Here is a 13,737-nt window from a genome sequence, read left to right as displayed (position 1 = left end):
GCGGTGCCCGGGCGGGTGGTCAGTCGGCGGACAGCGGCGCGAACAGGTCCACGCCGTTGCCGTCCGGGTCGTGCAGGACCGCGTACCGCTGGCCCCAGAAGGCGTCCCACGGCGGCAGCTCCCCGTGGTGGCCGGCGGCGGTCAGCTCGGCGTACCAGCGGTCCACCTCCGCCGGGTCGGCGCAGCGGAAGGCGAGGCTCATCCGGGAGTGGCCGCCGGACGGGTCGAAGGCGGGGTGGAAGCTGCGCACCATCTCTTCGGTGTCCCAGGCCAGCCGTACGCCGGAGGGCAGGGTGACCTCCACGTGGGGTTCGGTGTCGGCGCCGGGCGGGATCGGCAGCCCCAGCCGGCGGTAGAAGTCGAGCGTGCGGGCCATGTCGGTGACGACCGTCCCGACGAGATCGAACTGCGGTGTCATGACCGCCACGCTAGGCCGCGCGGGCCGCCGCGGTCTTGAACGGATCGGACGGGGGACGAGTCACCGGTGTGCCCGCGCGTCCGGATCGCAGGGCGTACGGTGAGTGACAAGTCCGGCTTAGAGCAACAAAGCTCGCATACCGGGCTGCGCTCCGATGACCGGCGAGGGAAGGAAAGCAGCCGTGACGCACCTGGCCTACCTGGACGCGGGATCCGGCAGTCTCATCGTGCAGGCGGTGGTCGGCGGGGTGGCCGGAGTGGCCGTGGCCGCCAAGCTCTACTGGCGCCGCCTGGTGTCCCGCTTCCGCCGTCAGCCCACCGACCAGGGCTGACCGGCGTGACGATCCCCGACACCGGCGTACGCGTCGAGCCCGGCTCGTTCCGCGACCCCGGCAACCGCGTCTTCCACCGGGGCCACGAGGTGCTGCGCGGCCTCGACGAGCGCTCCGCCCGCGACTGGCGCGCCCTGTCCGCCGCCGACTTCTTCCGGAACCTGACCGCCACCGGTCAGGTCGTCGGCACCGAGGAGCTGACCCCGACACCGGTCGACGCGCCCTGGGCCGCGGTGCTGCGACACGAGCGGATCCCGTTCGTGTCGCACCCCTACGAGTGGTCGTACGCGATGCTGCGCGACGCGGCGCTGCTGCACCTGGACGTGCTGGGCGCCGCACTGGACGCCGGCTTCACCACCAAGGACGGCTCGGCCTACAACGTGCAGTGGCGCGGCGCCCGGCCGGTCTTCATCGACGTCGGCTCCTTCGAGGCGCTGCGCGACGGCGAGCCCTGGGCCGGCTACCGGCAGTTCTGCCAGACGCTGCTCTACCCCCTGCTCGTCCAGGCCCACCTCGGCCTGGACTTCCAGCCGTTCCTGCGGGCCCGCGTCGACGGGATCGAGCCGGACCAGATGCGCCGGTTGTTCGCCGGGACCCGGCGCTTCCGGGCCGGCGTGCCCACCCACGTGCACCTGCACGGCGCGATGCAGGCGCGCAACTCCGCCGCCAGCACCAGCGACGTCCGCGCCCAACTGCGCGACGCCGGCTTCTCCCGGGAACTGGCCCGGGCCACCGTACGCGGGCTGACGAAGCTGGTCCGCCGGCTCGACCACCGGCCCGGCGACAGCCACTGGACGGACTACCAGCGCACCTGCGCGTACTCGGTGCCGGACCGGCAGGCCAAGGAGACCTTCGTCGACCGGGCCGTCGCCGCCACCGGCCCCGGCACGGTGCTGGACCTGGGCGCCAACGACGGCCGGTACGCCCGCATCGCCGCCCGGCACGCCGCGCACGTGGTCGCGGTCGAGCAGGACCCGGTCGTGGTCGACGCGCTCTACCGCGCCCTGCGCGACGAGGGGGAGCAGCGCATCCTGCCGCTGGTGCTGGACCTGGCCGACCCGTCGCCCGGCGGCGGCTGGCGCGGCGTCGAACGGGCCGCGTTCGCCGACCGGGCCCGCGCCGACGTGGTGCTCGCCCTGGCCGTGGTGCACCACCTGGCGATCGGCCGCAACGTCCCGCTGCCGGAGGTGCTGGACCAGCTCACCGCGTTCACCGCGACCGGCGGCGTCCTGGTGGTGGAGTTCGTCCACCCGGAGGACCCGATGGCCCGCCGGCTGCTGGCCAACAAGCCGGACGGGCTCTTCCCCGACTACCGGCGGGACACCTTCGAGGCGCTGCTGGCCCGCCGGGGGCGGGTGGTCGCCCGCACCGAGCTGCCGTCCGGCACCCGCACCCTCTACCAGGTGGTGGTGGGTGGCTGAGGACGTCCTCGCGCCACCGCGGGAGCGCCCGCCGGACACCGACCGGCCCCGGCGGCGGGCCGGCTGGCGGGCCGAGGCGGCGCGGCTGGCGGAGGTGGTGGCGCTGGTCGGGCTGGTGGTCACCCAGCCGCTGCTGGACGTGCTCGGTCGCAGCCCCGACTTCTTCCTGTTCCACCGCGCCGCGCGCGGCGACGTGCTGCTGCTGGTCGCCCTGATCGCGCTGGTGCCGACGCTGCCGTTCGCGGCGCTCGGCGCGCTGTCCCTGCTCGCCGGACGGGTCACCCGCGCCGTGGTGCACACGGTGATCGTGGGACTGCTGCTCGCCGCGTTGGCGGTCCAGGTCGGCCGGCACGTCACGCCGCTGCGCGGCGTACCCCTGCTGGTCGTGGCCGGCCTGGTCGGGGCCGCCGCGGCGGCCGCCCACCGGCGGTGGCGGGCGCTGCGCCGGATGCTGCGGGTGGCTGCGCTCGGGCCGGTGGTCTTCGTCGGGCTGTTCCTGTTCGCGTCCCCGGCCTCGGCGGTGGTGCTGCCGCGCGGCGAGGGTGGCGCGGCCGGGACCGCCGGCGCCGGCGCCCACCCGCCGGTGGTCATGATCGTGCTGGACGAGCTTCCGCTGGTGTCGCTGCTCGGTCCCGACGGGCGGATCGACGCGGCCCGCTACCCCAACTTCGCCGCGCTGGCCGCCGGGTCGACCTGGTACCGCAACGCCACCGGGGTCAGCGGCTGGACGCCCTACGCGCTGCCGGCGATGCTCACCGGGCGCTACCCCGAGCGGGGTGCGGCGCCGCACTACTCGCAGTACCCGGACAACCTGTTCACCGCGCTCGGCGGCCTCTACCAGATAAAGGCCGAGGAGAGCATCACCCGGCTCTGCCCGCCCAGCCGGTGCGAGCAGGCGGTCACCCCGGACCAGGGGCTCGGCGTGCTGACCCGGGAGAGCGGGAAACTGCTGCGCCAGCTCGCCGCGCCGGTGGACAGCCGGGTCGACCCCGAGGACTCCTACCGCGAGCAGACCGCGGCCGAGGTCGGGCTGGACGCCGCCGAGCCGGTGCCCGACGACCCGAAGTTCCGCTGGGACACCCTCGACGACAACCAGCCCGCCCGGTTCACCGCGTTCCTGGCCGGCCTGCGCCCCGCCGACCGGCCCACGCTGCACTTCCTGCACCTGCTCATGCCGCACACGCCGTGGACGTACCTGCCCTCCGGGGCGCGCTACGACGCGCCGGAGGACCTGCCCAACGACGGCGCCGGCTGGGTGGACCTGGCCCGGGCCCGGCACCTGGCCCAGCTCGGCTACACCGACCGGCTGATCGGCGAGACGCTGCGGACGCTGCGCGCCACCGGCCTCTACGACAAGGCGCTGGTCATGGTCACCGCCGACCACGGGGTCAGCTTCCGCCAGGACTGGCAGGGACGCGGCATGGACGCCATCGACCACGCCGCGAACCAGGTGGCCTGGGTGCCGATGTTCGTCAAGGAGCCGGGCCAGCGGACCGGCCGGGTCGACGACCGCAACTGGGAACACGTCGACCTGCTGCCGACCATCGCCGACGAGACCCACATGCGGGTCCCCTGGGCGATGGACGGCCGCTCGGCGAACGCCACCCCGCGCGAGCGCGCCGACAAACGCTTCTACGACCGGCCCGGCCAACCCGTCACGATCACCGGCCGGGTGCCCGCTCCCGTACCGCTGCCCGCCACCGACCCGCTGGTCGGCACCCGGGTCGGCGCCGTACCGGCCGGCGGCTCCGCCACGGTGGCCAACCTCGCCGCGTTCGACACGGTCGACCCGGCGCGGGGTGCGCTGCCGGCGCTGGTCTGGGGGACCGTGCCCCCGTCGGTGCCGGACGGCACGCGGCTCGCGGTCGCGGTCAACGGCACGGTCGGCGCGGTGGTGCCGGTGGTGCCGCCGGACGCCGGTGGCCGGCGGTTCGCCGCGTTCCTCCCCGACGACCGGCTGTTCGCCGCCGGCGCCAACCGGCTCGAGCTCTACCGGGTGCAGGCCGACGGGAAGCTGCGGCGGCTCACCCTGTCCTGACCGGCAGCGCTCCCACCCGGTTTCCGACCCGGCAAGTCGGGAATCAGGTGACGCATACCTCACCCCGAAACCATGCCGAGCGTTGTCCGCCGCACCGTGATTACGGTAGAAGCGAAGGCAATTCAACGAAGATCTTGCCGGCGAAGCGAGGAACAGATGACGGAAGTCAAGCTCGACCACCCCGGTGGGCAGCTGTCGATGCCGGTGCAGTCCGCGGTCGAGGGCCCCGCCGGCATCGGGGTGAGCAAGCTGCTCAAGGAAACCGGGATGACCACGTACGACCCCGGTTTCGTCAACACCGCGTCCTGCTCGTCCGCGATCACCTACATCGACGGTGACGCGGGCATCCTGCGGTACCGCGGCTACCCCATCGACCAGCTGGCCGAGAAGTCCTCCTTCCTGGAGGTCTCCTACCTGCTGATCTACGGTGAGCTGCCGAGCCAGACCCAGCTGACCGAGTTCAGCGACCGGATCCGCCGGCACTCGCTGCTGCACGAGGAGATGCGTCGCTTCTTCGACGGCTTCCCCCGTGAGGCGCACCCGATGGCCGTGCTCTCCTCGGCCGTCAGCGCCATCTCGACCTTCTACCAGGACAGCCTGGACCCGTTCGACTCCGAGCACGTGGAGATGTCCACGATCCGGCTGATGGCGAAGGTGCCCACCATCGCCTCGTACGCGTACAAGAAGTCGATCGGCCAGCCGCTGCTCTACCCGGACAACTCGCTGGGCTACGTCGAGAACTTCCTGCGGATGACCTTCGGCGTGCCGGCCGAGCCGTACGAGGTCGACCCGGTGGTGGCCCGGGTGCTGGACATGCTGTTCATCCTGCACGCCGACCACGAGCAGAACTGCTCCACCAGCACCGTGCGGCTGGTCGGCTCCAGCAACGCCAACCTGTTCGCCTCGGTCTCGGCCGGCGTGAACGCGCTGTTCGGCCCGCTGCACGGCGGCGCCAACCAGGCCGTGCTGGAGATGCTCCAGAAGATCCAGGCCGACGGCGGCGACGTCCGTACCTTCGTGCAGAAGGTGAAGGACAAGCAGGACGGCGTCAAGCTGATGGGCTTCGGCCACCGGGTCTACAAGAACTACGACCCGCGCGCCGCGATCGTGAAGAAGGCCGCCCAGGACGTGCTCGGCCGGATGGCCAAGCCCGACCCGCTGCTGGACCTCGCGATGCAGCTGGAGGAGATCGCGCTCGCCGACGACTTCTTCGTCTCCCGCCGGCTCTACCCGAACGTGGACTTCTACACCGGGCTGATCTACAAGGCCATGGGCTTCCCGACCAAGATGTTCACGGTGCTGTTCGCGCTGGGCCGGCTGCCGGGCTGGATCGCCCAGTGGCGCGAGATGATCAACGACCCGGAGACCAAGATCGGCCGTCCGCGGCAGATCTACACCGGTGCCGCCGAGCGGGACTACCTCCCCGCCGCCGACCGCTGAGGTGCAAGGAAGGGCCCCCTCTTAACGCCTGAGGTAGAGCAGGGGCCCCTTCTTAACAGACAGGCTGACGACAGAGGCCGCCGACCCGGCTCGGGTGGGCGGCCTCCGTCGTGCGCGTGTGCAGGGGTGCGGGAGGTGTTAAAAGGGGGCCCTTCCTCTACCGGAGGCGTTAAGAGGGGGCCCTTCCTTTCACCGCAGGCCGGCGGCGGTGAGGAGGTTTCCCTCGGGGAGGGCGGGCAGGGCACGGCCGGCGGCCATGCGCTGCTCGGCCCGGGCCGCGGTGAACGCCGTGTCCCCGGCGATCGCGGCGGCGTACGCGGCGGCCGTGCGGGACGCGATGGCGGCCCAGCCGTACTGCTCGTGCACCATGGTCCGGGCGCGCCGGGCCAGCGCGCGGGCCCGCTCCCGGTCCGACAGCAGCGCGTGCACCGCCTCGGCGAGGCCGTCCGGATCGTGCGGGGCGAAGGTCATCCCGGTCACGCCCGGCTCGACGATCTCGGCCAGCCCACCGGTGCGGGACACCGCCAGCGGCGCGCCGGCCGCCGCGCCCTCCAGCGCGACCATGCCGAACGGCTCGTAGATGCTCGGCACCGCGAAGCAGTCCGAGGCGGCCATCACCGCGGGCAGGTCGGTGCCGCCGAGGAAGCCCGGCATGCTGACCGTGGCGCCGAGCCCGAGCCGGTGCACCTCGGCCTCCAGGTCAGCCTTGTAGGGACCGTCGCCGACGATCACCGCACGCAGCCCGGGGTGCCGGTCGCGCAGTCGGGGCAGCCCGGCGAGCAGGTGCTGTACGCCCTTCTCGTAGACCAGCCGGCCGGCGAACGTGACCAGCGGGCCGTCGCCGGCGAAGCGGGCCCGGGCGGCGGCGACCGCCGAGGCGGGCACCCGCCAGCGGTGCGGCTCGACCCCGTTGGGCACCACGTCGACCCGGGCCGGCTCCACGCCGAACAGCGCGCCCACCTCGTCGCGCATGTAGCCGGAGCAGACGATCACCCGGCCGGACTCACCGGCCAGCCACTGCTCGACGCCATGGATGGTGCGGTTCATCTCCTCCGGCAGCCAGCCCTGGTGCCGGCCGGCCTCGGTGGCGTGGATGGTGGTCACCAGCGGCACGTCGAGGTGCTCGCGCAGCGTCATCGCGGTGTGCGCGACCAGCCAGTCGTGGGCGTGGATCACGTCGTAGGCGCCCGACTCGGCGGCGCGCAGGGCGGCCCGGGTGAGGGTGTGGTTGAACGCCATGGTCCAGGCCAGCAGCGAGCCGGTGGCCAGCGGGAAGGTCACCGGGTCCTCGGCGGCGCGGACGATCCGCACACCGTCGGCGTACTCCTCCAGCGGCGCGCCCTCGGCGTGCCGGGTGACCACGGTGACCTCGTGCCCGGCGGCGACCAGCGCGACGGAGAGCGCGTGCACGTGCCGACCGAGCCCACCCACGAGCACCGGCGGGTACTCCCACGACAGCATGAGGATGCGCCGGGTCCGCGGCGCGGCGCCGGGCTGCGGCGGTGGTGTCGGGCGGGAGGTCAGGGTGGGCCGGTGGAGCCGGTCCGTCGCGGTGGCGGGCTGCGCGCCGACCCGCAGAGAGGTCACGTCGATCTCCGTCCATGGCAGGGGAGGACACGCCGGCATCGGTGGCGGCGGAAGGGAGTGGTGAGGGGTGGCCGAACGGCCGGGCGGAGACGCGCGGGCGCGTGTCCGCGATCCAGGAAAGTCCATCCGGCGCGAACCCGCATCTCGAAAAGGGCGATCGTGACGGACAACACCCGATCGTTTCGGTTACGGTCCGAACGGGTGGATTGGCGGCGCGTGAGGCGGGGCATGAACGGCGTGCGCATCGGCCGTCCCCCGTCCGGTGCGCTCACGATCATGGGCCCGAAGGAGCGACATGCAGGTCTGGCCGGGCGAGAGCTATCCCCTCGGTGCCACCTACGACGGGATGGGGACCAACTTCGCGATCTTCTCCGAGGTGGCGGAGAAGATCGAGCTCTGCCTGTTCGACGAGTGGGACATCGGCACCGAGCGGCGCGTCGAGCTGCGCGAGGTCGACGCGTACGTCTGGCACGCCTACATCCCGGGCGTGGAGCCCGGCCAGCGTTACGGGTTCCGGGTGCACGGGCCGTGGGACCCGGCCAACGGACTGCGGTGCAACCCGCACAAGCTGCTGCTCGACCCGTACGCGAAGGCGGTCGACGGTGAGGTCTCCTGGGACCCGTCGGTCTACGACTACGAGGTCGGCGGCGACCCGGACCGGATGAACACCGTCGACTCGGCGCCGTTCATGCCGAAGTCCGTGGTGGTGAACCCGTACTTCGACTGGGGCAACGACAAGCCGCCGCGCACGCCCTACCACCACTCGGTGATCTACGAGGCGCACGTGCGCGGGCTGACCATGCGTCACCCCGGCATCCCGGAGGAACTGCGCGGCACGTACGCGGCGATCGCCTCCCCGGTGATGATCGAGCACTTCAAGCAGCTCGGGGTGACCGCGGTCGAGCTGATGCCGGTGCACGAGTTCGTGCACGACCACCGCCTGGTCGACCTGGGGCTGCGCAACTACTGGGGCTACAACACCATCGGCTTCTTCGCCCCGCACCACGGCTACTCCGCGCTGGGCCGCCTGGGCCAGCAGGTGCAGGAGTTCCGGGGCATGGTCAAGGCGCTGCACGCCGCCGGGATCGAGGTCATCCTCGACGTGGTCTACAACCACACCGCCGAGGGCAACCACCTCGGGCCGTCGCTGAGCTTCAAGGGCATCGACACCCCGAGCTACTACCGGTTGTCGGAGGAGGATCGGCGCTACTTCGTCGACTACACCGGCACCGGCAACAGCCTCAATGTGCGCAGCCCGCACTCGCTGCAACTGATCATGGACTCGCTGCGCTACTGGGTCACCGAGATGCACGTCGACGGCTTCCGCTTCGACCTCGCCGCCACGCTGGCGCGCGAGTTCTACGAGGTGGACCGCCTCTCCACGTTCTTCGAGGTGGTGCAGCAGGACCCGGTGGTGGGCCGGGTCAAGCTGATCGCCGAGCCGTGGGACATCGGCCCCGGCGGCTACCAGGTCGGCAACTTCCCGCCTCAGTGGACCGAGTGGAACGGCAAGTACCGGGACACGGTCCGTGACTTCTGGCGCGGCGAGCCGGCCACGCTGGCCGAGTTCGCGTCCCGCATCTCCGGCTCCGCCGACCTGTACCAGGACGACGGCCGCCGCCCGTTCCACAGCATCAACTTCGTCACCTGCCACGACGGCTTCACCCTCGCCGACCTGGTCTCCTACAACGACAAGCACAACGAGGCCAACGGCGAGGAGAACCGGGACGGGGAGAGCCACAACCGCTCCTGGAACTGCGGCGTCGAGGGGGAGACCGACGACCCCGGTGTGCTGGCGCTGCGGGCGCGGCAGCGGCGCAACTTCCTCGCCACGCTGATCCTGTCCCAGGGCGTGCCGATGCTCGGCCACGGCGACGAGCTGGGCCGCACCCAGCGCGGCAACAACAACGCCTACTGCCAGGACAGCGAGCTGGCCTGGGTGGACTGGGAACGGGCCGACACCGAGCTGCTCGCGTTCGTGCGCCGGCTCACCGACTTCCGCAACCGGCACCAGGTGTTCCGCCGCCGGCGGTTCTTCACCGGGCTGCCGGTCGGCGGCCGGGCCACCGGGTCCGGCCTGCCGGACCTCGCCTGGTACACCCCGGACGGCCGGGAGATGACCGGCGAGGACTGGGGCAACGACTTCGGCCGCTCGGTGGCCCTGTTCGTCAACGGCGACGGCATCCCGGAGCGCGGCCAGTACGGCCAGCGCCACCGGGACAGCTCGTTCCTGCTGCTGTTCAACGCGCACGACGCGCCGCTGGACTTCACGCTGCCCGGCGAGGAGTTCGGTCCCCGGTGGGAACTGGTGATCAGCACGGCGGAACCGGATCCGGAGAAGACCACACTGGTCGAGGCGGGGGGCACGGTCTGCGTACCGGACCGCTCGCTGCTGGTCCTGGAGAGGACGGCCTGACCCATGCCCGACACCCCTCGTTCCACCTACCGGGTGCAGGTGCGCCCCGGCTTCGACCTGGACGCCACGGCCGAGCTGGCCGACTACCTGTCCGCGCTCGGCGTCACCCACCTCTACACCGCGCCCCTGCTCACCGCCACCCCCGGCTCGCAACACGGCTACGACGTGGTCGACCCCCGGGCGGTCAACCCGGAGCTGGGCGGCGAGGCCGGCCGGCGGCGCCTGGTCCGGGCGCTGCGCGCGGCCGGGCTGGGCCTGGTCGTCGACATCGTGCCCAACCACGCCGGGGTGGCCCGTCCGGAGGCCAACCCGGCCTGGTGGGACGTGCTGCGCCGGGGCCGCGACTCGGCGTACGCGGACTGGTTCGACATCGACTGGGACCGCGGCCGGCTGCTGCTGCCGGTGCTCGCCGACGCCCCCGACGCGCTCGACGACCTCAAGCTGGTCGACGGCGAGCTGCGCTACCACGAGCACCGTTTCCCGGTCGCCGACGGCACCGGCGACGGGACGCCCCGGCAGGTGCACGACCGGCAGCACTACGAGCTGGTGAACTGGCGGCGCGGGGACGCCGAGCTGACGTACCGCCGGTTCTTCGCCGTGTCGGACCTGGCCGGCCTGCGGGTGGAGGACCCGGCGGTCTTCGACGCCACGCACGCGGAGATCCTGCGCTGGGTCGACGCCGGCGACGTCGACGGCATCCGGGTCGACCACCCGGACGGCCTGCGCGACCCGGCCGGCTACCTGGCCCGGCTGCGCGCGGCCGCGCCGGAGCGCTGGCTGGTGGTGGAGAAGATCCTGGAGTACGGCGAGGACCTGCCGGACTGGCCGGTCGACGGCACCACCGGCTACGACGCCCTGGCGGCGGTCAGCGGGCTGTTCGTCGACCCGGACGCCGAACCGGACTTCACCGCGCTGGACGGCCGGCTCACCGGCCGGCACACCTCCTGGGCGGACCTGACCCACGGCACCAAGCTGGAGGCCGCCACCCGGCTGCTCGCCGCCGAGCTGACCCGCCTCGCCGCGCTCGTCCCCGAGCTGCCGCGCGAGCAGGTCCGCGCCGCCCTGGCCGAGCTGGCCGCGTGCTTCCCGGTCTACCGCGGCTACCCGCCCGAGGGGGCACGGCACCTCGCCGCCGCCCGCAGCGAGGCCGGCCGGCGCCGGCCCGACCTGACCGGCGTGCTGGACGCCGTCACCGCCCGGCTCCGCGACCCCGACCACGAGCTGGCCGCCCGGTTCCCGCAGCTGACCGGCGCGGTGATGGCCAAGGGTGTGGAGGACACCGCCTACTACCGGTGGAGCCGGTTCGTGGCGCTCAACGAGGTGGGCGGCAGCCCGGCCCACTTCGGGGTGCCGCCGGCGGAGCTGCACCGGTTCGCCGCCGCCCGCCAGGTGCGGTGGCCGGCGAGCATGACCACGCTGTCGACCCACGACACCAAGCGCGGCGAGGACGTGCGGGCCCGGCTCGCCGTGCTCAGCGAGATGCCCGGCCGCTGGGCCGAGCGGGTGACCGACTGGATGTCCCGGGCCCCGCTGGCCGACCCGGCGCTGGCCCACCTGCTCTGGCAGACCGCCGTCGGCGCCTGGCCGATCGAGCGGGACCGGCTGCACGGGTACGCCGAGAAGGCCGCCCGGGAGGCGTCGGTCAGCACCAGCTGGGCCGACCCCGACCCGGCGTTCGAGCACGAGATGCACGCCCTGGTCGACCGGATGTACGACGACCCGGAGCTGCACGCGCAGATCACCGCGTTCGCCGACGAGATCACCCCGGCCGGCTGGTCGAACTCGCTCGGGCAGAAGCTGGTCCAGCTCACCATGCCCGGCGTTCCGGACACCTACCAGGGCACCGAGCTGTGGGAGAACTCCCTGGTCGATCCGGACAACCGGCGGCCGGTCGACTTCGCCGTACGCCGCAGGACGCTGGCCCGGCTCGACGCCGGCTGGCGGCCGGCGGTGGCCGCCGACGGCGCGGCCAAGCTGCTCGTGGTCTCCCGGACGCTGCGCCTGCGCCGCGACCGCCCGGAGCTGTTCGCCGGCTACCGGCCGGTGCCGGCGCACGGACCGGCCGGCGCGCACGCGGTGGCCTTCGACCGGGGTGGCGCGGTCGCGGTGGCGACCCGGCTGCCGCTGCGGCTGGCCCGCTCGGGCGGCTGGCGGGACACCACCCTGTCACTTCCCGTTCACGAGTGCACCGACTTGTTCACCGGTCGGGTCTACAGTGGTTCTGAGCTGCTCCTGGATGATCTGCTGAGCACCTACCCCGTCGCCCTCCTCGCACCCACCGACTCTGTGGAGGCCGCCGCATGACCGAGTTCACGGTGTGGGCGCCCGAGGCCGCCCGGGTGCGGCTGCGCCTGCCCGGCGTCGCCGACCACGAGATGCGCCCCGGGCGGTCCGGCTGGTGGCGGGTCGAGGTGCCCGACGCGGGCCCGGGCACCGACTACGCGTTCCTGCTCGACGACGACGAGCAGGCGCTGCCCGACCCCCGGTCGGCGTGGCAGCCGGCCGGGGTGCACGGCCCCAGCCGCCTCTACTCGCACGCCGCGTTCGACTGGACCGACGCGGCCTGGACCGGTCGGCAACTGCCCGGCAGCGTCCTCTACGAGCTGCACATCGGCACGTTCTCCCCGGAGGGCACGTTCGACGGCGCGATCGCCCGGCTCGACCACCTGGTCGACCTCGGCGTCGACCTGGTCGAGCTGCTGCCGGTCAACGCGTTCAACGGCGAGCACAACTGGGGCTACGACGGCGTCTGCTGGTACGCCCCGCACGAGCCCTACGGCGGGCCGGACGGGTTGAAGCGGTTCGTCGACGCGGCCCACGCCAAGGGCCTGGGGGTGATCCTCGACGTCGTCTACAACCATTTCGGGCCCTCCGGGGCCTACGCGCCGCGCTTCGCGCCGTACCTCACCGAGCAGAGCAACACCTGGGGCCGCACGGTCAACCTGGACGGTCCGCACTCCGACGGGGTGCGCCGCTACATCGTCGACAGCGTGCTGATGTGGCTGCGCGACTACCACGTCGACGGGCTGCGGCTGGACGCCGTGCACGCGATGCCGGACGGTCGGGCCACCCACTGGCTGGAGGAGGTGGCCACCGAGGTCGAGGCGCTGTCGACGCACCTCGGTCGGCCGCTGTCGCTGATCGCCGAGAGCGACCTCAACGACCCGACGCTGATCACGCCGCGCGAGGCCGGCGGCTACGGCCTGCACGCCCAGTGGAACGACGACGCCCACCACGCGCTGCACACGCTGCTCACCGGCGAGCGGCAGGGCTACTACGGCGACTTCGGCTCCCTCGAGTGCCTCACCGACGTGCTGACCGGCGCGTTCTTCCACGCCGGCACCTGGTCCAGCTTCCGCAATCGCAGCCACGGCCGACCGGTCGACCGGCAGCGCACCCCGGGTCACCGCTTCGTGGCCTACCTGCAGAACCACGACCAGATCGGCAACCGGGCCACCGGTGACCGGATCTCCGCCACGCTCTCGCCCGGGCTGCTGCGGGTCGGCGCCACCCTGCTGATGACCGCGCCGTTCACCCCGATGCTGTTCATGGGGGAGGAGTGGGCGGCGACGACGCCGTGGCAGTTCTTCACCAGCCACCCGGAGCCCGAGCTGGCGACGGCGGTGGCCAACGGCCGCCGGCGCGAGTTCGCCGCGCACGGCTGGCCGGAGGGGGACGTGCCGGACCCGCAGGACCCGCAGACGTTCCTGCGGTCCCGACTGGACTGGGCCGAGCTGGACAAGCCCGAACACCGCGAGATGTACGAGTTCCACCGGCGGCTGATCGCGCTGCGCCGGTCCCGGGCCGACCTGTCCGACCCCCGGCTGCACCGGGTCGACGTGCGCCACGGCGACCAGTTCCTGGTGATGCGCCGAGGCTCGACGCTGGTGGTGGCCAACCTGGCGGACCGGCCGCAGCGGGTGAACCTGCCCGGGGTGGTCCGCCGGGTGCTGCTGGCCACCTCCGAGGGGGTCACGGTGATGCGCGACGGCATCGAGCTGCCGGCCGAGAGCGCGGCGGTCGTCTCCCTCTGAGCGTCGCGGTCCGCGGTGGGAGCGGTGAGTTCGGCGGCGGGGCGCGGTCCTA

The 13,737-nt window shown here is 73.0% G+C and carries 9 protein-coding genes; 7 read left to right on the top strand and 2 right to left on the bottom strand.

Annotated elements, in window-relative coordinates; genetic code table 11:
• Positions 1-19: 19 nt before the first annotated feature.
• On the bottom strand, positions 20-418 hold the full coding sequence (locus CO540_RS06255) for a VOC family protein (protein ID WP_099164614.1): 399 nt from the start codon (positions 416-418) through the stop codon (positions 20-22).
• A 181-nt stretch (positions 419-599) separates the two neighbouring features.
• On the opposite strand from CO540_RS06255, the gene CO540_RS30300 reads away from it, so the two are divergent.
• From CO540_RS30300 to CO540_RS06240, 4 genes are all read left to right on the top strand, one after another.
• Positions 600-749: a hypothetical protein gene (locus CO540_RS30300; RefSeq protein ID WP_172967795.1), complete on the top strand. Its 150-nt coding sequence runs from the start codon at positions 600-602 to the stop codon at positions 747-749.
• A gap of 5 nt (positions 750-754) precedes the next feature.
• Positions 755-2,170 carry a methyltransferase domain-containing protein gene (locus tag CO540_RS06250; RefSeq protein ID WP_099161295.1) on the top strand — a complete coding sequence of 472 codons (1,416 nt, stop codon included), beginning with the start codon at positions 755-757 and terminating at the stop codon, positions 2,168-2,170.
• Positions 2,163-4,208 carry a sulfatase-like hydrolase/transferase gene (locus CO540_RS06245; protein ID WP_099161294.1) on the top strand — a complete coding sequence of 682 codons (2,046 nt, stop codon included), beginning with the start codon at positions 2,163-2,165 and terminating at the stop codon, positions 4,206-4,208. The genes CO540_RS06250 and CO540_RS06245 overlap by 8 nt, the downstream gene beginning before the upstream one ends.
• Positions 4,209-4,364: 156 nt before the next feature.
• The gene (locus CO540_RS06240; RefSeq protein WP_099161293.1) at positions 4,365-5,648 is read left to right on the top strand and encodes a citrate synthase; all 1,284 of its coding nucleotides are present in this window, start codon (positions 4,365-4,367) and stop codon (positions 5,646-5,648) included.
• Positions 5,649-5,837: 189 nt separating this feature from the next.
• Here CO540_RS06240 and CO540_RS06235 read toward each other — a convergent pair whose 3' ends face one another.
• On the bottom strand, positions 5,838-7,235 hold the full coding sequence (locus CO540_RS06235) for a glycosyltransferase family 4 protein (RefSeq protein WP_099161292.1): 1,398 nt from the start codon (positions 7,233-7,235) through the stop codon (positions 5,838-5,840).
• 295 nt (positions 7,236-7,530) lie between these two features.
• On the opposite strand from CO540_RS06235, the gene glgX reads away from it, so the two are divergent.
• Genes glgX through treZ form a run of 3 tightly spaced genes read left to right on the top strand, consistent with a single transcriptional unit; the run spans position 7,531 to position 13,685 of the window.
• Entirely contained in the window at positions 7,531-9,651 is a 2,121-nt protein-coding gene (glgX, locus tag CO540_RS06230) for a glycogen debranching protein GlgX (protein ID WP_091575397.1), read from the top strand.
• 3 nt (positions 9,652-9,654) lie between these two features.
• Positions 9,655-11,955, top strand: coding sequence for a malto-oligosyltrehalose synthase (treY, locus tag CO540_RS06225; RefSeq protein WP_099161291.1), 2,301 nt, complete (start codon positions 9,655-9,657; stop codon positions 11,953-11,955).
• On the top strand, positions 11,952-13,685 hold the full coding sequence (gene treZ / locus CO540_RS06220) for a malto-oligosyltrehalose trehalohydrolase (RefSeq protein ID WP_099161290.1): 1,734 nt from the start codon (positions 11,952-11,954) through the stop codon (positions 13,683-13,685). Before treY ends, treZ begins: the two co-directional genes overlap by 4 nt.
• Positions 13,686-13,737: the final 52 nt, after the last annotated feature.

Origin of the sequence: Micromonospora sp. WMMA2032, assembly GCF_002688545.1 — a bacterium.
Lineage (GTDB): Bacteria > Actinomycetota > Actinomycetes > Mycobacteriales > Micromonosporaceae > Micromonospora > Micromonospora sediminicola.
Note: the sequence above shows the minus strand (reverse complement) of the source record. Positions and strands in the feature narration are given on the sequence as shown.

Coding starts and splice junctions, on each gene's coding strand:
- CO540_RS06255 (WP_099164614.1), bottom strand. CDS start 418: ATGACACCGCAGTTCGATCTCGTCGGGACGGTCGTCACCGACATGGCC.
- CO540_RS06240 (WP_099161293.1), top strand. CDS start 4,365: ATGACGGAAGTCAAGCTCGACCACCCCGGTGGGCAGCTGTCGATGCCG.
- glgX (WP_091575397.1), top strand. CDS start 7,531: ATGCAGGTCTGGCCGGGCGAGAGCTATCCCCTCGGTGCCACCTACGAC.
- treY (WP_099161291.1), top strand. CDS start 9,655: ATGCCCGACACCCCTCGTTCCACCTACCGGGTGCAGGTGCGCCCCGGC.
- treZ (WP_099161290.1), top strand. CDS start 11,952: ATGACCGAGTTCACGGTGTGGGCGCCCGAGGCCGCCCGGGTGCGGCTG.